The organism is Micromonospora sp. R311 (genome assembly GCF_056780015.1).
Map to the genome: position 1 here is coordinate 61,667 of NZ_JBSWCE010000025.1, position 20,653 is coordinate 82,319.

The 20,653-nt window shown below is 75.9% G+C and carries 17 protein-coding genes; 6 read left to right on the top strand and 11 right to left on the bottom strand.

Annotated features, from left to right (window positions below):
- Positions 1 to 99 precede the first annotated feature (99 nt).
- The 5 genes from AC1WTP_RS21540 to AC1WTP_RS21560 form a co-directional block, all read right to left on the bottom strand.
- The gene (locus AC1WTP_RS21540) at positions 100 to 1,584 is read right to left on the bottom strand and encodes a S1 family peptidase (protein WP_481651064.1); all 1,485 of its coding nucleotides are present in this window, start codon (positions 1,582 to 1,584) and stop codon (positions 100 to 102) included.
- 287 nt (positions 1,585 to 1,871) lie between these two features.
- Positions 1,872 to 2,006: a hypothetical protein gene (locus tag AC1WTP_RS21545; RefSeq protein WP_481651065.1), complete on the bottom strand. Its 135-nt coding sequence runs from the start codon at positions 2,004 to 2,006 to the stop codon at positions 1,872 to 1,874.
- Between the two features lie 28 nt (positions 2,007 to 2,034).
- A complete protein-coding gene (locus AC1WTP_RS21550) occupies positions 2,035 to 3,504 on the bottom strand; it encodes a GTPase domain-containing protein (RefSeq protein WP_481651066.1) in 1,470 nt (489 codons plus the stop codon).
- Entirely contained in the window at positions 3,501 to 5,348 is a 1,848-nt protein-coding gene (locus AC1WTP_RS21555) for a dynamin family protein (protein ID WP_481651123.1), read from the bottom strand. Before AC1WTP_RS21555 ends, AC1WTP_RS21550 begins: the two co-directional genes overlap by 4 nt.
- A gap of 103 nt (positions 5,349 to 5,451) precedes the next feature.
- Positions 5,452 to 6,360, bottom strand: coding sequence for an IniB N-terminal domain-containing protein (locus tag AC1WTP_RS21560; RefSeq protein ID WP_481651067.1), 909 nt, complete (start codon positions 6,358 to 6,360; stop codon positions 5,452 to 5,454).
- Between the two features lie 293 nt (positions 6,361 to 6,653).
- On the opposite strand from AC1WTP_RS21560, the gene AC1WTP_RS21565 reads away from it, so the two are divergent.
- From AC1WTP_RS21565 to AC1WTP_RS21590, 6 genes are all read left to right on the top strand, one after another.
- Positions 6,654 to 7,916 (top strand): Hsp70 family protein, encoded by a 1,263-nt coding sequence (locus tag AC1WTP_RS21565; RefSeq protein WP_481651068.1) that lies wholly within the window; start codon positions 6,654 to 6,656, stop codon positions 7,914 to 7,916.
- 8 nt (positions 7,917 to 7,924) lie between these two features.
- Positions 7,925 to 10,465: a helix-turn-helix transcriptional regulator gene (locus AC1WTP_RS21570; RefSeq protein WP_481651069.1), complete on the top strand. Its 2,541-nt coding sequence runs from the start codon at positions 7,925 to 7,927 to the stop codon at positions 10,463 to 10,465.
- The gene (locus AC1WTP_RS21575; RefSeq protein WP_481651070.1) at positions 10,462 to 12,669 is read left to right on the top strand and encodes a sensor histidine kinase; all 2,208 of its coding nucleotides are present in this window, start codon (positions 10,462 to 10,464) and stop codon (positions 12,667 to 12,669) included. Before AC1WTP_RS21570 ends, AC1WTP_RS21575 begins: the two co-directional genes overlap by 4 nt.
- Positions 12,666 to 13,115: a roadblock/LC7 domain-containing protein gene (locus AC1WTP_RS21580; RefSeq protein WP_481651071.1), complete on the top strand. Its 450-nt coding sequence runs from the start codon at positions 12,666 to 12,668 to the stop codon at positions 13,113 to 13,115. The genes AC1WTP_RS21575 and AC1WTP_RS21580 overlap by 4 nt, the downstream gene beginning before the upstream one ends.
- Positions 13,093 to 13,470 carry a DUF742 domain-containing protein gene (locus tag AC1WTP_RS21585; RefSeq protein ID WP_481651072.1) on the top strand — a complete coding sequence of 126 codons (378 nt, stop codon included), beginning with the start codon at positions 13,093 to 13,095 and terminating at the stop codon, positions 13,468 to 13,470. Before AC1WTP_RS21580 ends, AC1WTP_RS21585 begins: the two co-directional genes overlap by 23 nt.
- Before the next feature lie 73 nt (positions 13,471 to 13,543).
- Positions 13,544 to 14,260, top strand: coding sequence for a cellulose binding domain-containing protein (locus tag AC1WTP_RS21590; protein WP_481651073.1), 717 nt, complete (start codon positions 13,544 to 13,546; stop codon positions 14,258 to 14,260).
- 81 nt (positions 14,261 to 14,341) lie between these two features.
- On the opposite strand, the gene AC1WTP_RS21595 is transcribed toward AC1WTP_RS21590, so the two are convergent.
- From AC1WTP_RS21595 to AC1WTP_RS21620, 6 genes are all read right to left on the bottom strand, one after another.
- Positions 14,342 to 15,385 (bottom strand): T3SS (YopN, CesT) and YbjN peptide-binding chaperone 1, encoded by a 1,044-nt coding sequence (locus AC1WTP_RS21595; RefSeq protein WP_481651074.1) that lies wholly within the window; start codon positions 15,383 to 15,385, stop codon positions 14,342 to 14,344.
- Positions 15,372 to 15,731 (bottom strand): hypothetical protein, encoded by a 360-nt coding sequence (locus tag AC1WTP_RS21600; RefSeq protein ID WP_481651075.1) that lies wholly within the window; start codon positions 15,729 to 15,731, stop codon positions 15,372 to 15,374. The genes AC1WTP_RS21595 and AC1WTP_RS21600 overlap by 14 nt, the downstream gene beginning before the upstream one ends.
- A gap of 242 nt (positions 15,732 to 15,973) precedes the next feature.
- Complete coding sequence (locus AC1WTP_RS21605; RefSeq protein WP_481651076.1) at positions 15,974 to 16,966, bottom strand: transporter; 993 nt, start codon at positions 16,964 to 16,966, stop codon at positions 15,974 to 15,976.
- Positions 16,963 to 17,853 carry an ABC transporter ATP-binding protein gene (locus tag AC1WTP_RS21610; RefSeq protein ID WP_481651077.1) on the bottom strand — a complete coding sequence of 297 codons (891 nt, stop codon included), beginning with the start codon at positions 17,851 to 17,853 and terminating at the stop codon, positions 16,963 to 16,965. The genes AC1WTP_RS21605 and AC1WTP_RS21610 overlap by 4 nt, the downstream gene beginning before the upstream one ends.
- An 11-nt stretch (positions 17,854 to 17,864) precedes the next feature.
- A complete protein-coding gene (locus AC1WTP_RS21615; RefSeq protein WP_481651078.1) occupies positions 17,865 to 18,278 on the bottom strand; it encodes a GntR family transcriptional regulator in 414 nt (137 codons plus the stop codon).
- Between the two features lie 309 nt (positions 18,279 to 18,587).
- A complete protein-coding gene (locus tag AC1WTP_RS21620; RefSeq protein WP_481651079.1) occupies positions 18,588 to 20,624 on the bottom strand; it encodes a glycosyl hydrolase family 28-related protein in 2,037 nt (678 codons plus the stop codon).
- Positions 20,625 to 20,653 lie beyond the last annotated feature (29 nt).

The window sequence follows — 20,653 nt, forward strand, 5'->3', positions numbered from 1 at the left end:
CCGCCACGCGCTGAGGCGGGGTGCGGACTCCCCTCCGCACCCCGCCGTCACCGCGTCCCGCCCCGGTGCGACCGCCGCCGGCGGCCGCACCGGTCGGGATCACGGGTTGGTGATGCCCATCGAGTAGCTGCCCGAGCCGCTGTAGGCGTGCACCTCGAAGCGGTAGTAGCCCGCGGTGCCGGTGTAGCTCAGCGACTCGTCCGGGCCGGCGGTGTACGACCCGGCCACGTCCGCCCAGCTGGACCCGTTCCACTTCTGCAGGTAGAGATCGAAGTCGACCCCGGTCGGCCCGTCCAGGCAGCCGCGGTGGGTGCCGGAGACCGACGAGTAGTAGTAGCTGCCGTTCGGCTGGTACCGGCTCTGGCCCGCCGAGATCGAGCCGGTGTAGGTCGCCTCGTAGCCGGTGCAGCCGGTCGGCGGCGGCGGCTCACCGCCACCGCTGGTGCGCAGCGTCAGGCCGTACGCCGAGAGGATCTCGTTGACCGGCTGGAAGTAGGTCGTCCCGCCGGAGGTGCAGTTGCCGGAGCCGCCGGAGGTGACGCCCTGCGCCTGCTGGCCGGAGAGCCACGAGCCACCCGAGTCGCCGGGCTCCGCGCAGGCGTTGGTGCGGGTCAGCCCGCTGACCGAACCCTCGGCGTAGTTGACGGTCTGGTTCTTGGCCTGCACCGAGCCGCACCGCCAGCCGGTGGTCGAGCCGGAGCGGCAGATCGCCGCGCCGACCGCCGCCTCGGTGGAGCCGGCCACGGTGACGTTGCCGCCGGAGTAGTTGTTCACCCACGGCTGCGGGGTCCAGTTGGTGTTGGTCTGCACCCAGGCGTAGTCGTTGCCGGGGAAGGACGACCCGCGGAAGGTGCCCTGCGCGACCTGGTTGTAGCCCTGGGTCGCGGTGCCGACGGTGCCGCAGTGGCCGGCGGTGACGAACCCGCCGGTGACCGAGAAGCCGACCGAGCAGCGCCCGCCCATGTAGTAGGCGTCGCCGCCGCGCACGTCGTAGTAGGTGCGCGGGGCCTCGGTGGTGGCCACCACGCGGACGGCGGACGCGTCGACCCGGCTGGCCCGCACGAACGCCGCGGCCGCGCGGGCGTCGCCGCGGGCGAGCACCACCACGCTGTTGGTGGTGACGTCGACGTACCAGCCGGGGACCGAGGCGGCGGGCGCCTTCGCGGCGTGCCGGTCCAGCGTCGACTTGATCCGGTCGAGTTCCGCGCCGCTGCGGTCGACGACCTTCGGCCGGGCGCCGGCGGCCCGGACCCGGTCCGCCGCGGCCTGGCTGGTGACCGCCACCACGAGCGCGTCGGCGGTCAGCCAGCCGCCGGCGTACGCCGCGCCGAGCGACCGGCGCAGCGCGGCGTCCGTACGGCTGCCCTTCTCGTCGCGGGCGATGCGGGTGCGGGCCTGGGCGGCGGTGAGGCCGAGGTCCCGCTGCAGCGCGGCGAACATCTCCGACGACGCGGCGGCGGGTGGCGCCGCGGCGCTCGTGGCGGGTACGTCCACCGGTGCCGCGGCGGCCGGTGGCGCCGCGATCGTGAGGGCGCCGACGGGCAGCAGGATCGCTGCTGCCGCGGCGGCGAAGCTTCGTCTCATCCGTGGCCTCCTTGAGGGCGGCCGCGGCGCGGGTTCATGGGGGTTGCGCCGCGGACGGGAGCGGGGGTCCGGTGCCCAGCCGCGCCCCGCCCGCCGGAAGCAGTGGGCGGCGCGGACGGTGCCGGGACCTGCCGACCCGGCCCGTGCCGCGGCCACTGGTCGCCCTCGGCCCCGACGCCGGCCCGATCGAACGGGTCAGCGTCAACCTACGCGCACAGGATCGAGATTGCTCTATATCAGCTGGCTCATACCACGAGCTGACACGGCCGGTCGGGGGCTGGCGCGCCTCAGCGTACGGCCACCGCGCCGCCGTGCCGCCCGGCCGCGATGCGCAGCGCCTCGACCAGCCGGCGGTAGAGGTCGTCGCCCGCGAGCAGTTCGGCGTGGGTGCCCTGGGCCCGGATCCGGCCGTCCTTCATCACCAAGCCGGCCTGACCGGGCGGCGGCCGGTCACCGCCCACCCTCGGCCAGTTCGGCGAGCATCCCCTCGCAGCTGCGCACGACGACCTGCGCGCCGCGCCGCTGCGCCAGCCGCAGCAGCGGGTCCTCCGCGCGTTCCCGCCAGCGCCACTGCGCGTCGGCGGCGACCTCCCAGAGCCGCTGCACGGTCGCGTCGTGCTCGACGCCGAGCCGGGCCGCCAGCCCGATCCCGTCGCCGCCCACCAGCCGCCGCGCCTCCTCGGCCAGGTCGGCCTCGAAGCCGAGCCGGGTGTCGCGCAGCGCGGCCAGCAGCCGCAGCTCCTGGAACTGGTGCGCACCGGCGAGGATCTGTTCGACCGTGCCGAGTAGCTCGGCGCTGCCCGGGCCGGGCTCGGCCCGCGCCAGCGCCTCCACGGCGGCCAGCGCCGAGCGCGCCTTGAGGGTGTCCCGCCGGTCGACGAAGAACCGGTTCACCGACTCGCGCAGCTCGGCCAGGCCGCTGCGCCGGATCAGCTCGGCGGAGAGCGCGACCCGGCTGTCGCAGCCGGTACGCACCAGGGTGGTGGCCAGCCGCACCCCGAACAGGCCCAGCCGGTCCAGCAGGGCGGCGCGCACCTCGGCGTCCAGCGGGACCGGCAGCTCGCCCCGGAGGAAGCGGTCGGCCGAGAGCAGGTACGCCTCCAGCTCCGCACGGGGCGCCCGGGCCAGCTGGGCGAGCGCCGCGTAGTCCGACTCGCTGAGCACCCGGCCGGCCAGCCCGAGCAGTCCGCTGCACGCCACCACGTTCAGGCTGACCGCGGCGACCCGCGGGTCGCGGTGCTGCCGGCGGGCGAGCTGCCGGGCGGTGAGCAGCGCGTCGATCCGCCCGCCCCCGGTCTCGTCCGCCCGGGACCGCACCAGGACCACGTGCACCGGGGCGGCCTGCCCGACCGCGCTCTCCCGTACCGACTCCAGCACCCGCAGATCGCTGCCCCGACCGTCGCGGGTCAGGTAGAGCACGGCGTCCGCGTCGCGCAGCACCCGGTCCAGCACCGGGGACCGGCCGTGCTCGTCCGGGCCGGCGACCGGCGGCGTGTCGATCAGCGTGACCTGCCGCAGCGCCCGGGTCGGCCACCGCACCACGATGTCGCGCAGCTCACCGGCCCGCCAGCCGACCAGGTCCACCCGCATCCCGGTCGCCGACTTGGCCACCGCCAGCTCCTGCGGCGGGTGGCTGGTCGAGTACGCGGTGGCCGCCGGCTGCGCCCCGTCCTCGTACCAGGTGAAGACGCCGCTGCCGTCGGTCCCCTCGACCGGCGCGACCTCCTCGCCCATCAGCGCGTTCAGCACGGTCGACCGGCCGGACCGCCACGGCCCGGCGATAGCGATGCGCAGCGGCTGCTCCAGCCGGGCCAGCTGCTGGCGCAGATGGGCGCTGGCCCGGGGGTGCTCCCGGTAGAGCTCCACGGCCCGGTGCAGCAGGCCCCACACCGCCTCGTCCAGCCGGAGTCCGACGGTCATGCCCGCGGCTCCAGCGTCGCCGGCGCGGGCCGGGCGCCGGTCAGCTGCTGGGCCTGCTCGTAGAGCGCGGCCAACCGGGTCATCTTCAGCCGGATCTCGCGCTGGCGCTGGTCGCGCGCCGCCGCGTCGGTGTCCGCGGCCGCCTTGGCGGTACGCAGCGACTGGATGATGGCCTCCTGCAACTCCTCGGTCAGCGCGCTGAAGTGGTCCCGCAGCATCCGCTGCACCTGCCGGGCGGCGTCCCGGCAGTCCCTGGTCGTCCGGACGAAGAAGTCGTCGACGTGGCGCTGGATCGCGGTCTTGACGGTCGACTGGCGGCGGCGCAGCAACTGGCGGCTCTCGTCCCGGATGCTCTTGCCGCCGAACAGCGCGCCGGCGCCGATCGACACCGGGTTGATCATCGGCATGCCGGCCAGCGTCATCGCCAGGCCGAACATCAGCAGGCCGCCGTACGAGCCCTTCATACCGGTGAACACCTTCTGGCCGGCGGTGAACCGGTCGATGTTCGGCCGTTCCATGCTCGGCATCCGGTCACCGAGGTCCTCCGGCACCGCCATCGACCACGGCGGCAGCACGTCGTAGCCGTACCGGGCGAAGTTGCCGGCCACCCGCCGGGCGGCCCAGTCGCAGCGCTGCACCAGCCACTCGTGGTTCGCCTCGGCCGCCTCGACCAGGCTGCGCCGCAGCCACTCCTCGAAGGTGTCCCAGGCCACCAGCGGATCGGCCGTGTCGAACGCCTCGTCGACCGTCCGCAGGATCTCCCGGGTCCGGTCGCGCAGGTCGTACTCGATGTCGGAGAGCAGGTCGGCCATCTCGTCGGCCAGCGTGTTCTGCCATCGGGTGGCGCACCGGCGCAGCTCGTCGACCTCCCGCTGGGCCGCGTGCAGCCGGGTCATCGGGCCGGACTCCTGCTCGGCCTGCTGACTCTCCAGTTCGGCCCGCAGCGGCGCGGCCAGCTGCTCCACCACGGTGCGGGCGACCAGGCTCACCGAGGCCCGGGCCAGCACGTCGGCCTTGCCGGCCAGGTCCCGCTGGAGCCGCGCGATCAGCACGGGGAAGCCCGACTCGGCGTTGAGGACCCGGTCGTCGGCGGCCGCGGCGCGCAGCCGCAGCGCCGCCGACACGCAGATCAGCGCCGCCGGCACGCCGGCCTCGGCGAGGTGCTTGCGGTTGCGCTCGGCCACCGCCCGCCAGTCCGGCGCCAGGTCGGTCTTGGTCTGCACCACCACCACGTTGGGGTGCGACCGGGTGAGGTGCAGCAGCACGTTCAGCTCGGCGACGGAGAGTTCCCGGGTCGAGTCGGAGACCAGCAGCACGGCGTCCGCGCGGTTCAGCGCCGCCGCCGGAGCGGCGCCGCCGAGGGCGGCCACCTCGTCGGCGCCGGGCATGTCCACCAGCACCAGGCCCGCGCCGAGCAGCGCGCGGGGCAGTCCGATCTCGACGTACGCCGGGCCGCCGCCGGCCCGGCGCAGGGTGCCGGCCACGCCGGCGGGGATCTGGTCCAGCGGGAGCGCGGTCCGCTCCAGGGCCCCGGTGCCGCCACCGGGCCGACCCGGAGTGGACGGTGGCCCCTGGACCACCGCGGCGGCGGCGACCCCGGCGTGCCGCACCACGGTCGGCAGCACGGTGGTACGGCCGTCGCCGACCGGACAGACCGGGGCGTTGACGATGGCGTTGACCAGTTGGCTCTTGCCCTGGTTGGGCTCGCCCACGACCAGCACCCGCAGCGTGGGATCCAGCAGTTGGGCGCGCTTCTCACGGACCGTCTGGAGCAGATCGCCGCGCCCGTGCTCCCGGCACGTACGGGCGATCTCGTCGAGCACGTCCAGCCAGATCCCCGCCATCACCGCACCAAGTGTGCGGATTTCAGGTCAATTATCAAGAGGGATCCGGGAAAAGGCCGGACCGCCCAGGGCGATCCGGCCTTCCCGCTCCACCGGAATCCGGTCAGAGCAGACCGTCGGTGACACCCAGCAGGCCGCCGCCGGCCGACGCGGAAGCGTCGCCGTGGACCCCGGCGTCGCCGGTCACACCGCCGGTCACGTCACCGGTCACGCTGCCCACCGTGCCGGTCACACCGCCGAGCAGGCCGTCGACCTGCTGCGTCACGCCGCCCACCGTGGACGGCACGTCGACCGGCGGGACCAGGCCGCCCTGCCCGTCGCCGAGCCCGAGACCACCCAGGGTGTCGTCCACGCCGAGCCCGTCCACCAGGCCGCCGACCTGGCCCTGGGTGCCGCCGAGCGCCCCGCCGAGCAGGCCGTCCCCGCCCAGCACGCCGTTGCCGAGCAGCCCGGAGTCGGCGCCGCCGAGCACCGCGCCCGGGTCGCCGGCCGTACCGGTCACGTCGCCGACGACCGGGTCGGCCACGGTGTCCACCGCGCCCACCACGTCGGCGTCGAGGGTGTGCGCCAGGTCGTGCGCCCCGGTCAGGTCGGTCTCCAGGCCACCCGGCCCGACGCCCAGGCCGATCCCCGGCAGCACGGTCGCCCCGACGGCGACGGCGCTCGGGTCGACGGCGATCGCGCCCAGCACCCCGGCCTTCACGTCCAGCCCGCTGTCGGAGCTGGTCAGGCTGATCTGCTGGGTCACGCTCTGCAGCTGGCCGACCACGTCGGTCGCGTCGGTCACCAGCGGGTCGACCCCGAGCTGACCGGCCACCGGGCCCACCGGCGCGAGCCCGTGCACCGGGGCGTAGTCGACCACCAGCGGGACGACGTCCTGCACGTCGGCGGCGGTGATGTCGTTGAGGCCGGCGGCCTGCAGCGCGCCCTCCGGGTCGAGGTCGAAGGCCGACCGCGCGTCCGGGTCGGTGAGCAGGTTGAGCACGAAGTCGTGCAGGGTCTGGTGCGGCATTGTGCGCGTTCTCCTCGTTGGCGTCGGTGACCGGCGATCGTCGACAGTGACCGTACGGCCCGGGGCCGGCACCGGGCATCGGGGAACGGCCCGCAACCCACCCCGCCGGATTAGGGTGCCCGCCCCCTCGTACGTTAGGGGGACTGGGGGACTCGGGCCGGCCAGAGTTAGGGTCCCGATCCGGGAGTGATCTCTGGTACGAACGTAGGAGCCCACGGGGTTTCGCCGGGGGTGGTCCGGGTGTCGACACCGTCGCCGCCGACCGGCCAACTCGCGGTGAGGGAAGAAAGCGGATGCCGTACGTCCTGGGGATAGACATCGGGAGCACCACGACCGTGGCCAGTGTGGCCCGGCGCCGGGGTGCCACCTGGACCCGCCCGGAGCCGGTCACCCTGGATGACGGATCCGTCACGCTGCCGTCCGTGGTGCGCCTGTCGACGGACGGAATGTTCCTGGTCGGCGAGCCGGCCGGGGCCGACCCCGGCCGCACCGCCCGGGGCTTCGTCGGCCGGGTGGGCGACGACGTGCCCCTGCTGCTCGCCGGTGAGCCGTGTTCGCCGCAGACGCTGACCGCCGCGCTGGCGACCTGGGTGGTGGAGCGTGTCCACGACCGGGAGGGCGAGCCCGCCGACGCCGTCGTGCTCAGCCACCCCGCCGGCTGGGGTCGGCACCGGCGGGACCTGCTGCGCCGCGCGCTGTGGGAGTTCGGGCTGGACGCGGTGACGCTGCTGCCCCGGACGGTCACGGTGGCCGAGAGCCACGCGGCCCGGGGCTTCCCGGGCGGCTCGGCGGCGGTGTACGCGCTCGGCGGCGCCACCTTCGAGGCGGCCCTGGTGCGGCGCACCCCGCGCGGCACGTACGAGACGTTCGGTCTCCCGCAGGGGCTCGACTGGGTCGGCGGGGTCGACTTCGACGAGGCGCTGGCCGACCACGTCCGCACCGTGCTGGCCCGGGAACTGGGCGCCGCCGGCCCGCGAACGGCGCAGGCCGTGCTGCGCGGGCTGCTGCCGGAGTGCGAGCGGGCCAAGCGCGAGTTGACCGTGGACGCCGAGACCGACGTGCTGCTGACCCTGCCGACCGGCCCGGCCCGGGTGCCGGTGAGCCGGGCCCGGTTCGAGGACCTGATCCGGCCGGCCGTGCAGGCCACCGCCGACCTGCTGGTGCGGACCGTCCACTCCGCCGGGTTGCGGCCGGCCCAGCTCGACGGCGTCCTGCTCGCCGGGGGCTCCACCCGGATCCCGCTGGTCGCCGACGTGCTCGCCGCGGCCTTCCCGGTGCCGGTCGAGGTGGAACCCGACCCGCAGCTGACCGCCGCCACCGGGGCGGCGCTGGCCGCCTGCCAGGTGGTCGCGCCGCGCGCGCCGCAGCGCGAACCGGTGCCGGACGCCCCGGTCAGCGGCTCGGGCCGGGCCCCCGTGCCGGCGCGGCGGCGACCCGACCCGGATCGGCCGATGCCCGGCGAGCCGCCACCCCGCCCGCCGATCCGGATCACCCCACTGGAACTGCCGAAGGCGTCCCGCCTGGCGCTCACGCGAGGGCGGGGACGCGAAGGATGACCATGATCATGAGTAGCGTCGCCGGGTCCCGGCTGGTGCTGGACCAGGGGCCACGGGCCCTGCTCGACGCCGTGGCGAGGGAACCGGGCGCGCCGCTGACGCTCGGCGTGACCGGGCCCGGCGGGCACGGCCGCAGCGCGTACCTGCGGGAGCTGGCCCGGATCTACCGGCAGGCCGGGACGACCGTGCTGGAGGGCGCACCGGCGGCCGCCGACGCGGTCGACCCGGACGCGGTGCTGCTGGTCGACGACGCGCACCTGCTCGACGACGCGCGGCTGCGGGCGCTGCACGCCCTGGTGGTCGCCCGGCGGCACCGGCTGGCCGTCGGCTACCGGCCGTGGCCCCGGCCGGCGGCGCTGGCCGAGCTGGCCGACGCGTTGCGCCGGGACGGACAGCTGGTCCTGCTCACCCCGTTCGCCCGCGAGCAGACCGCGGCCTACCTCGCCGCCGCCGATCTCGGCCGCCGGCCCGACCTGGTCGACTTCGTGCACAGCCAGACCGGCGGGGTGCCGCGGGACGTCGAGCGACTGGTCCGTGGGCTGCCGGGGCAGGGCGGTGGCGTACCCGCCGAACCGGCGCGGCAGGCGGTGCTCGAGTTCGCGCCGGACCTGGAGGAGCTGGCCCCCGACGTACGCCGGCTGCTGCTCGCCGTGGCCGCCGGCGTGCCGCTGCCGGTCGACCTGCTCGGCCCGCTGCTCGGGCGGACGCCGGAGGAGGTGGACGAGCTCGTCTCGGCGACCCGGGCAGCCGGGCTGCTCGGCGTCGACGGCCGGCTCGCGCCGATCGTGCGCCGGGCGGTGGCCGCGCTGAGCCCGGCCACCGACCGCACCGCGGTGTGGCGCCGGCTCACCGAGGTGCAGCTCGCCCGTGGCGGGCCGGTGCTCCCGCTGGTCCGCTCGCTGCGCGCGGCGGGCGTGGCCGCCGACTGTCCCGCCCCGACGCTGGCGGCCGCGGCCGAGGAGGCGCTGGCCGGCGAGCCGGCACTGGCCGCGGAGCTGTTCGCCGCCGCGACGGCCGCCGGTCGGCCGGTGGCCGTCCGGCAGGCGGTCGCCGCCGCCCTCGCCGGCGACCTGGACGCCGCCCTCCGGCTGGCCGACCGGCTGCTCGACACGGCCACGCCGGCCGACCGCGCCGAGGCGGCGGTGGTCGCCGCGACGGCGCTAGCGCACCGTGGTCAGGTCGGCCGCAGCGTCGAGCTGTACCGCTGGTCGGGGAGCGCCTCGGCGACGGCGTTCGCGGCCGTCGGCGCGCTCGCCGCCGGCCACCCGGCCGACCGCGCCGAACCGGCCCGGCAGGCCGCCGACGGGCCGCCCACCCTGCACGCCAGCGCGGCCCGGCTGATGGCCGACGGGATCTCCGCCAGCATCGCCGGCCCGCCCACCGCCGCGCTCTCCACCCTGGTGCAGGCGGCCGCGCTGCTCGAACCGGCCGGCCGGGCGGTGCTGCTGCCGGACAGCCCGGCGGCGCTCGCCGCGCTGACCGCCCTGCACTGCGGCGAGCTGGACGTCGGGGAGCGGGTGCTCGACCGGGCCGTCGCCAGCGGCACCGGCGGTCCGCTGCTGGCCCGGCGGCACCGGCTGATGCAGGCATGGATCGCGATGGTCCGGGGCCGTACGCTGCTCGCCGCCGACCGCCTCGGGTCGGTGACCGCTGGCCGGCCGCTCGAGTCGCGGGACCTGCTCTTCGCCACCGCGCTGGAGTTGGGCATCGCGCGGCGCAACAGCGACCTCGGCGCCCTCCAGCGGGGCTGGGGACACGCGCTGGAGGCCCTGGTCCGCCACCCGGTCGACCTGTTCACCCTGCTGCCGCTCGGCGAGCTGGCGATCGCCGGCGCGCGGCTGGGCGACCTGAGCCGGCTGGAGCCGTACCTGGGTGAGGCCCGGCAGCTGCTGGCCCGGCTGGGCGACCCGCCCCTGTGGAGCGCACCGCTGCACTGGAGCGGGCTGCACGCGGCGATCCTCACCGAGGAGCCGGCGGCCGCCGACGAACACGTGGCCGCGCTGCTCGCCGCCGCCGACCACAGCCGGTACGCGGCCGTGGTCGCCGCCGCCGCGGCGAGCTGGGTGGAGGTGCTGCGCGGCGTCGTCGACCCGGTCCGGGTGGAGGCGGCCGCCCGCGGGCTGCACGACGCCGGCCTGTGCTGGGACGGCGCGCGGCTGGCCGGGCAGGCGGCGATCCGCACCTCGGACCGGCGGGCGATGACCGCGCTGCTGGACTGCGCCCGGATGCTGCAGGGTCGGCCGGCCGGGGCCAAGGGCGCGCCGCGGGCCGGCGTCGAGGGCGCCGAGGCCATCGCCAGCCCCGCGCCGCACCGGCTCAGCGACCGGGAGCGCGAGGTGGCGGAGCTGGTGGTGGCCGGGCTGACCTACCGCGAGATCGGCGACCGGCTGTTCATCTCGGCGAAGACGGTGGAGCACCACGTGGCGCGGATGCGGTCCCGGCTCAACTGCGCCAACCGGGCCGAACTGCTCGCGCTGCTGCGGACGCTGCTGGCCGACCGCTCGGGCGACGGGTCCGGCCGGCCCTGGCCGGAACGGCCGGCGCCGTGACCCGGCCCGGCGACCCGCGAATCCGGCGGCAGCTCGCCGCGCTCGCCGTCGTGCTGCTCCTGCTCTGGTCGTACACGGCCTACCTGACCGTCCGGGACGCCGCCGAGCTGCTCCGGGTGCGGGCACTGGCCGAGACCTTCGGGCAGCCCACCGACCGGCTGATCCTCGATCTGCAGTACGAGCGCCGGCTCACCGCGGAGGCGATCGCCGGGGCCGACCAGGCCCGCGTCGGCCTGCCCGGCGCGCGGGCCAACACCGACCGCTGGATCGACGTCCTCCGGGCGGCCACCGACGGTCCCGACCTCCGACTGCTCACCGCCGGCCCGGTCCGGGGCCGGGTCGACGAGCTGGTCCGGCAGTTGGGCGGGCTGGCCGGGCTGCGGGCCGAGGCGGACGTCGGCCGGGCCGGGGCGATCGCCGGCTACCACCGGCTGATCGACGCCGCGTTCGCGGTCTACGGACCGGAATGGGGGGCGCGGGAGAGCGGGCTGGCCGCCGAGACCCGGGCGGTGATCGCGCTGGCCCGGGCCCGCGAGCTGCTCGCCCGCGAGGACACCCTGCTCAGCGCCGCGCTGACCAACGGTTGGCTCACCGCCGACGATCGGCTCCGGCTGACCGAACTGGTCACCACCCACCGGTACGCCCGCACCGAGGCGGCCGCCGGGCTGCCGGCCGCCGACCGGGACGACCACCGCGACCTGGTGGAGGGACCGGGCTTCGCCGCCCTGCTCGCGCTGGAGGACCGACTGGTCCGCACCGGCGACGACGGACCGGTGCCGACCACCGAGCAGTGGCGCGCGGCGGTGGACCCGGCCCTGGCCGGGCTGCACGCGCTGGTGAAGTCGGCCGCCCGGGACAGCGTCGAGCGGGCCACGCCCGGCGCCGCGCTGGTGGTGCTCCGCACCGGCGTGGTGCTCGGCCTCGGCCTGGTCGTCGTGCTCGCCCTGCTGTTCAGCTGGCTCGGCACCGTCCGCCGGTTGGCCGGTCCGGCGGCCGGCTTCGCGCTGACCGGGCGGGACCGGGGCGCGCCGTCGCCGGTGGGCCACCCGGCCGAGCGGGACCCGGTCGCGCCGCCGCGGGCGGGCGACCCGGACCGGTCCGGCGGCACCCGGACCGGGCCGGAGTCGGCGGGCGAACCCTTCGCGGTCCGGAGTGGACCGCCCGGCCCCGGAGCGCCCGCCGGGCCCCTCGCCGACCGGCGCGGACCGGTCGGCCTCGGCGCACCCGCCGGGCCGGGCACCGCCGAACCGCGCCTGCCCGCGGTGGCGGGCCGGCGCGGCGGGACGGCGGTCGCCGACAGCACCGGGCCGGGTCGGGACCCGGGTGCGGGGGAGCCGGCCCTGCACGAGCTGCTCCTGCGGTTGACCCAGCGCAACCAGGCCCTGCTGCGCGACCAGTTCACGCTGCTCGACGCGCTGGAGCGCCGCGAGCGCTCGGCGGCCGAGGCCGCCGAGCTGTTCCGGCTCGACCACCTGGCCACCCGGATCCGGCGCAACGTGGAGAAGGTGGTCACCCTCGCCGGCGCGACGCCGGCCCGGCGCTGGCGGCGGCCGGTGCCGCTGCTGGACGCGGCGCGCGGCGCGGTCGCCGAGGTCGCGGACTACCAGCGCGTCCTCGTCACGGCGCACTGGCCGTGGACGCTCGCCGGGCCGGCGGTCACCGACGTGGTCCACCTGCTGGCCGAGCTGATCGAGAACGCGCTGGTCTTCTCGCCGGAGAACACCACCGTGCGGGTCGCCGCCGAGGCCACGGCCCGGGGCTGCTCCATCGTGGTCACCGACGACGGGCCGGGGCTGGAGGCCGCCGTGCTGGCCGAGCTGAACGGCCTGCTCGGCGACCCGCCACCGGGCGGCCCCCCGCAGGGCCGCGCGGGGTTGTACGCCGCCGCCCGGCTCGCCGCCCGCCACGGCATCCGGGTCTCGCTCCGTCCCGGTCCCCGGGGCGGAACGGCGGCGGTCGTGTGGCTGCCGGCCGGCCTGGTGGCCCCGAGCGGAGCGGACGGCGCGCCGGACGGGACGCTCGGCGGATGGGCCGGGACGGGCGGCCCGGACCGGCTACCGGCGCGGCCCGGCGGCGGGCCGCGCGTCGACAGCGGCGGCCTGCCGGTACGCGACCGCCGACCCGGGTCGGTGCGGCCCGGGCCGGGCACCGTCGGCTCCGACACGGTCGAGATGCCGGTACCCCGAGGACCGAGAGGACGATGATGACGCAATCAGTGGTCAGCGCCGACAGCCTGACCGCCGCCCTGAACGACCTGGTCGACCGGGTGCCCGGGGCCGATTTCGCGGTGGTGCTGTCCCCGGACGGGCTGCTGCTCGGCACCTCCCGGGGCGTCGACGACGAGCTGGGCGCCCAGCTGTCCAGCATGGTCGCCGGACTGGAGGCCCTGGGCATGGCGGCCACCCGGGTCTGCGTCGGCGGCGCGCTGCGGCAGGTGGTGGTGCAGATGGCCCGGGCGTTCCTGTTCGTCGCCACCACCCGCAACGGGGCGATCCTCACCGTGCGGATCGGCGCTGACGCCGAGGTCGGCGACATGGCGTACGAGGTGGCGCTCTTCGTGGGGCAGGCGGAACGGCACCTGCCGGTGTACCTGGAGCCGGCCTCGTTGGCGACGAGCGGGGACACCGGTGCGACCGACCGGCGACGCTGACGAGGCGTGGTACGACGACGACGCGGGTCCGGTGGTCCGGCCGTACGCGATGACCCGCGGTCGCAGTGCGCCCGACCAGGGGCGGTTCGACCTGATCACGCTGGTGGTGAGCCGGCCCGCCGCTCCCGCCGCCCAGCTCTTTCCGGAGCAGGCCCGGATCGTCGAGCTGTGCCGGCGTCCACTGTCGGTGGCCGAGGTCGGTGCGGAGCTGGACCTGCCGGTGGGTACCGTGCGGGTGCTGCTCGCCGACCTGGCGGAGACCGGGCTGATCGAGACGCACGAGCCACCGATGCTGTCCGCGTTGCCGACCGAGGCGCTGCTCAAGGAGTTGCTGGCCGGGCTTCGCGCGCTGTGACCGGGCCGGGGGGCCCGCTGGCGCACGGGGCGCGGCAGCGTGCCCGGCGGACGATCTGTAGGGGGAGAAGGTAATGCCGGCAGCACCGCCGCAGCCACGGCGGACCGTGGCGATCATCGTGCTCGACCGGATCCTGGCGGTCGCCGGGTCCGTGCGGCGCGCCGCCAGCGGTCGGGGTGACGGGCCGGCGGTCGTCCGGCTCGCCGCGATCGCCGGGCTGGCGGTGCTGGTCGCGACGGCGGCCGCCGTCGTGGTGGTGCTGCGGACGCCGGAGCGGCTGGCTCCGGTGGCCCTCGATCCGCCGTCGAAGGTCGCGGTGCCACCGGCTCCACCGGCGGACGGCGTCGGGGTGCAGGCCGAGCCGGCCGCCACCCGCCCGTCGGCCCCGCGCCCGAGCACCGCGGCGACCTCGTCGGCCGCCCCGAGCCGGTCCGGCCCCACCGGTACGCCGCCGGCCACCGTGGCGCTGGGCGCCGAGTTCGCCGTCGAGGAGCGCGCCCTGCTCAGCTACGGCGCGGCGGTGACCATCCGCAATCCCGGGCGGAGCCGGGTGACCGACTGGACCCTGGTCGTCACGCTGCCCCGGGAGTCGCTGGAGGTCACCTCGGTCAGCGGCGCCCGGGCCAGCCGGGACGGCGCGACGTGGACCTTCGTGCCGGACGGGGCCGGCGGAGCGGTCCCCGCCGGCGGTTCGGTGCGGGTCACCTTCCGGGTGACCGGCGCCCCGCTCAGCTCGAGCCCGACGGCCTGCACTATCGACGGCACCCCCTGCGCCGGCCTGCCGGACTGACCCGGCCGGGCGGCTCACGGGTGGCGGCGGCGACCGGGAACGGCTGATCGGGCGGCCCCGAGCTGGCGGCGGGGGACCGGGTCAGTCGTCGGCGCCGGCGCGCTGCCGCAGCAGGGCGATCGCCTCGTCCACCCGGCCGTGCTCGGTGAGCAGCGTCAGCAGCAGGGGCAGCGACCGCCAGTCGTCGTCGGCGACCGCCTGCCGCAGCAGTGCCATCGCCTCGTCGTGCCGGCCCTGGCCGGCCAGCAGGGTGGCCAACTCGTGGCGGGCCCGGGGCTCGCCCTGGTCGGCGGCGATCCGCCAGTAGCGCTCGGCTTCCTCGGCGCGGCCCCGGCCGGCCAGCAGCGCGGCGAGCCGGGAGGCGGCGTGCCAGTCGCCGTGCTCGGCGCGCAGCCGCAGCTCCTCGGTGCGGCCCCGGTCGGCCAGCAGGTCGACCAGGACGCTGCCCGCGCCGGTCGCGCCGGTCTCCCCGGAGGCCGCGAGGTCGCGCAGGTAGCCGGTCGGATCGGGAACCGCGACCAGCCCGGACGCCTCGGGGCCGAAGAATCGGCTGCCGCCGAACTCCTGCCGGAGCTGGTCGTCCAGGTCGTCGGCGAGTTCGATCATGGCCCGCAGGGCCAGCAGCAGCTGGGTGGGCTGGAAGTCCTGACCGAAGACCGGGATGGACGCCCAGACCGTGTCCCCGGTGCAGTAGATCCGCCCGATCACCAGGCCGTTGGTGAGGTCGGAGAGTCGCTGGTAGAGCGTCTCGGTGGCGTCGACGCCGGTGAGCAGCGGCGAGAAGACGTCCACCAGCGGCGGGTCCTCCTGGGTGCGTACGAAGATCATGGCGGAACCGGCGCGGATGCCGACGTCGCCGTCGGAGTCGACCCGCAGCTGGTCGGCGGTGGTGCCGAGGATGCCGGCCAGCACCTCCCGGACCCGCTGGGTCAGCTTGCCGTCGTGGTACCGGTCGGCCAGCGCCGGCACCGGCCCGGCGCCCGACCGGCCGTCGGCCACCGGACGGGCGGCGAGCGCGGCGGCGAACCGGGTCCGGGTCGGCGGGGGGACGGTGGTGGCGGTGGTGGCGGGCCGGGCCGCCAGGGCGAGGACGAGCCGGCGCAGGAAGCCGTCACGCGGCGTCATCGTGACTGCCGTTCCCGCCGTCGCGGCTCGGTTTGGCCGGCTGGTCCGCCACCCGGATCTGGTCGAACATCTTGGCGATCACCAGGGGCGCCGCCACCCCGAAGGTGAAGGCGGCGAAGGCGGTGGTGGCCAGGCCGCCGGCGCCGGCCGCCGCGGCCAGCCCGGTGCCGGCGACCATCCGCAGCAGGACGGCGAAGAGCACGATCGGCCGGTCCCGCGGGTCCCGCCACGGCCACTGCCACCGGTGCCCCGACTCGGCGGTCGGGCGCATCATCCCGTAGAGGTTCAGCGCCTCCGCCACCGCGCTGCCGACCAGTCCCCACATCGCGGCCATCCATAGAGACACATCCCTACCCTACTGATCGCCGATCCGGCTCCCGCACCAGCCCTCGGCGCGGGTGCCGGGCGTGCCCGGGTGGTACCGCCGTCCTCGACGGTAGGCACCCGCGGCAAGCCCGCGACCCGGGACGGGTCGCTGCCGGCGGTGTCCGGAGGACGCCGCCCGGTTAGGGACGGTGCTGGCCGCTCGCCGCGACGCCGGTGGGGTGACCGCCGGACGGGCCCTCGCCCGGCGGCCACCCCTCGGGCTCAGGCGATCCGCCGGATCCGGCGCACCGCGAGGAGCAGCAGCAGCGCGGCGAGGGCGACGAAGATCCCCGTCTCGATGTACTGGAAGGCCCAGTACCGGTCTGCCGGCTGGTAGAGCTGCCAGTTGTAGGCACCCGGCTGGAGGCCGAGTTCGGCGCCGCAGGGCCCGCCGCCCGGCCCGGTCGCGCCGGGCGGGCAGGCGATCTGCGCGTTGGCCGCCACCATGTTGCCCTCGGCGTCCCGGACGCCGTTGGACAGGACCCAGTCGCCGTGGGCCAGGTGGGGCATGGGGGTGTCGCTCACCACCGGGAAGGTGCGGGTCTGCGCCGCCATGTAGTGCGGCCGGGCGAACTCCACCAGGGCGATGCGCAGGCCGAGGAAGCCGGCCAGGGTGGCCCCCATGGCCGGGAGCATCCGGGGCCAGACCGTGCCGGCGAAGATCCCCAGTGCCACCGCGAGGACGGTGTAGCCGACCGGGACCAGGCCCTGCATGTCGAAGAAGATGACGTCGAACCGGCCCTGCCGCTCCGCCTGGGTCAACGGGCCCAGCCACCACGACATGCCCAGCCCGTAGCTCGCCGCCACGGCCGTCGCCCCCGCCCCGACGAGCCCGAACTTCACCACCGCCCAGCGGCGTCGGCTGACCCCCTGGGTCCACACCAGCCGGTGGGTGCCCTGTTCCACCTCGCGGGCGACCAGCGGAGCGCCCCAGAACAGGCCGACCAGCAGCGGCAGGACGAGGAAGAGCACGCCCACCAGGTTCAACGTGCCGTACTGGTTGCTGAACTGGTCGAACGCCCGGTTGCAGGACTCGACCACGCCCGGCGCCAGCTCGGACCCCGCCAGCTGGCGTACGCACTCCGGCCCGCCGAGCTCGGCGAACCGGTTGCGCATGGCGAGGCCGGTCGGGACCAGCACGGCGGCGAGGACCGCCAGGCCGGCGAGGGTGAAGAGCGCCTGCCGGCGGTGTTGACGCCAGGTCAGCCAGATCATGCCGGCACCTCCCACTCGGCGTGGCTCGCCTGCGCGTCGCCGTCGGCGAGGTAGCCGAGGATGACGTCCTCCAGGGACACCTCGCGGACGGTCCACCGCGGATCGACGATCGCCCCGTCGGTGCGGACCAGCAGCGTGGACTGCCGGTCGGTGTGGCTGGCCCGGACCACCGCCGAGACGCCGGCGATCGGATCGCCGCCGTGCCGGGGCCCGATCAGCTGCCGGTGCCCGGCGACCAGGTCGTCCACGGCGCCGACCAGCCGCGCCTGGGAGGCGTGCAGCACGATCAGGTAGTCGCAGACCCGTTCGAGGTCGGCGAGCAGGTGCGAGGAGAGCAGCACGGTGGTGCCGGCGTCGGCGACGCTGCCCATCAACGACTGGAGGAACTCGCGCCGGGCCAGCGGGTCGAGGCTGGCCACCGGCTCGTCGAGGAGCAGCAGCCGGGGCCGCTTGGCCAGGGCGATGGCGAGCGCCACCTGGGCGCGCTGTCCGCCGGAGAGCTGCCCGACCGGCTTGCGGGGCGGGATGCCCAGCTCGGCCAGCCGGTTGCGGGCCAGCGCTGCGTCCCAGCGACGGTTCAGCCGGGCGCCGAGGGTGAGCAGCTCGGCCGCGGTGAAGTCCGGGTAGAGCGGGGTGTCCTGGGCGACGAACCCGATCTCGGACAGGGCGGCGGTGTTGCCGTACGGCGTCTCGCCGAAGACCCGCACCGCGCCGGCGTCGGGCCGCAGCAGGCCCACCGCCAGGTGCAGCAGGGTGCTCTTGCCCGCCCCGTTGGGACCCACCAGGGCGGCGATGCGGCCGGCGGGCAACCGCAGCGAACAGTCCTGTAGCGCCCACTTGTTTCCGTACCGCTTACCGAGCTGGTCGGTCTCCAGCACGACGTCCATCCGGTCTCCTCTCATCTGCTCACGCTTTCCGTCTGCGCCGGCCCGGCCGGGAGGGTGGCCCGGATCGTGGTCTCCACCAGGGCGGTGATGTCCTCGTGGCCGAGGCCGGCGGCCTGCGCGCGGTGCAGCCAGGCCACCAGGTCGTCGCGGAGCTCGGGCTGGTTGGGCAGGGACGCGCCGGCGAGCGTGCGCCGGACGAAGGTGCCCAACCCGGGGCGCCCCTCCACGAGGCCCTCGATCTCCAACTCCCGGTACGCCTTCAACACCGTGTTCGGGTTGATCGCCAGGGACTGCGCCACGTCACGGACTTTGGGCAGCTGGTCACCCGGGGTCAGCAGGCCGACCCGCAACGCCTGCTTCACCTGCTGCACCAGCTGCACGTAGGTGTTCACCTTGGACCGGCCGTCCAGCACGAACTCGATCACCCGCGACGATCCCTCCTATTGTCCTACGTCAGTAAGACTATAGGACAGCCAGATCGGCGAACAGCCCGGAATCGCGGCGTGTCCGGCGCGGACGGCAGCCGGTCGCGCCGGCCGGTTCACCCCGCGACGACGCGGTCGCCGACCGGCGAGGGCCGGCCGGCGACCGCGGGACGCAGGTGATCGGAAGCCAGGGTCAGCGGCGCCGGGTTCGCCGCCACGGCCGGCGACAGCGCCCACCAGACCGCCGGATCACGTACGCCGACGGGGTGGGGTCCGGGCATCCGGCCGGATGCCCGGACCCCACCCGGTTCACCACCGTGCCGGTGGTGGCGGGGGGACGACCGGCGGCCGGTCGTCGCAGGTGATGGTGTTCGGCAACAGCCAGGGGGCGAGCCAGCCGCCGTCGTTGCCGCCCAGGTCGGTGAGGGAGAACTCGGAACCGGCCGGGGTGAAGTGGAACGACCCGCAGTTGTTGACCCCGACCGCGCCCACGTGCCGGGCGTCGACATTCCGGAACGACGCCGAGCCCGCCGCGCGGGCGCTCACCACCGAGGTGCCGGTGCCGTCGACGCGGATGTCCCGGAAGTGCACGTTGCTGATCGAGTGGAGGTCCTTCACCGCCCACTCGCTGACCAGCATGACGGCGTTGTACGTGTTGTCGAGGTAGTCGTCCCCGACCACCTCGATCCGCGCGTCGATGCTGCCCTCCAGCGCGTAGAGCCAGATGGCGCCGAGGCCGATCTTCCAGTTCAGCTCGTACGTGCCGGCGCGGACGGTGGTGTTGTCCCGGACCCGGACGTAACCGGTGAACGGTTCCGCGCCGAACCGGGACCCGAGCTGGATGGCGCTGCCCTCCCGTACCGGGTCGGCGATCAGGTTGCCGGAGACGGTGTTGTCGGTGCCGCCGTAGAGGGCGATGCCGTTGGCGAGCACCGGCGACTGCACCGTGTTGTTGGCGAACGTGTTGCGCGCGTTCGCCGTCGTCTCCGACCACATGGCCAGGCCGTCGTCGCCGGTGTTGCGGACGAAGTTGTGTGCCACCAGCGAGTCGGTCACGCCGGTGTGGAAGTTCAGCGCGTCCGCGATCTGGTCGACGACGATGTTGTCGGTGATCCGCAGGTTGCGCATCGGCCCGTCGAACCACATGCCCACCTTGGTGTGGTGCAGGTAGAGACCGTGGATGGTGGAGTCGCTCAGCGCGCCGCCGATCGCGTTCACCTGGTCGGTGTCGATGCGTTCCCGCACGTCGCCCTCGATCGCGAAACCGGAGAGGTGCACGTTCCGGCTGCCGCCGTCCGCGGCGTCCCGGCCGTAGAAGCCGACGCCGGTGTGCACCGAGCCGTCCGGCGCCGGGGCGGGTAGCGCGATCTCCCGGCCCCTGATGATCGTGTGCCAGTTACCGGCGCCCTCGATGGTCACGTCGTCGACGATGATGTGCCGGTTCACCTGGTAGGTGCCGGGCGGGAGGTAGACGGTGAGCCCGGTGCGCCGGGCGAAGGCGATGGCCCGCTCGATGGCCGGGGCGGCGTCCCGGCGGCCGGTCGGGTCGGCGCCGAACGCCAGCACGTTCGCCGCCGCCAGCCGGACCCGCGGCGGGCCGACCAGTTCGGAGTCGAGCAGGTCGATGACGGTCCACGCGGCGTTGCTGCCGGCGGGGACGGTGAGCCGGATCCGGTCGCCCGCCCGGTAGGTCCGGCCGAGCAGCAGGCGCTGCTCCTCGTAGAAGTGGCTGGGGCGGAACGGCTTCTGGATGCTCGGGTACGGCGTGGTCCGGGCGGGGACGCAGGAGCACTCGGTGATCCACCAGTCGGGGTGGAGCAGGTCGGCCCGCGGATCGTTGGTGAACGGGTACTGGTTGTACAGCCAGGCGTACTGCGAGGTGAGGGTCATGGTGCGGACCCGCTTGCGGTTCACCGCGACGTCCAGCGGGGCGGTGATGCCGCCGCCGTTCGGCGCGTCCGGGATGCTGTAGCGCACGGTGATCGCGTTGGCCGCGGCGGGCAGGACGAACTCCACGTGCTGGCCGGGGGTCAGCCGTACCGCCCGCCGGCCGGAGGCCTCCGACGGCAGCGTGTAGGCCGTCCGGTCGGGCCCGATGACCTCGCCGTCGGTGTGGGCGTTCTCCGCCTCCTGCTCCACGAAGCCGACCCGGGCGCCCCGGCCGGCGACCAGCGCCGGATCGAGGGCGGCCCGGGTCACGACCGGGCGCTGGCCGGCCGGGTCGGCGGCGGCCGGGGCGGGCGCGCCGGCCAGCACGCCGGCCGCGAGCGCGAGCGCGGTGGCGGACACGAGCGCCCGCGCGGGTCGGCGTCGCCGCGGCGGGCCGGGTGGGACACGTCGGAACATCGGTGACTCGTTTCTGTCGGTGGTGGGGA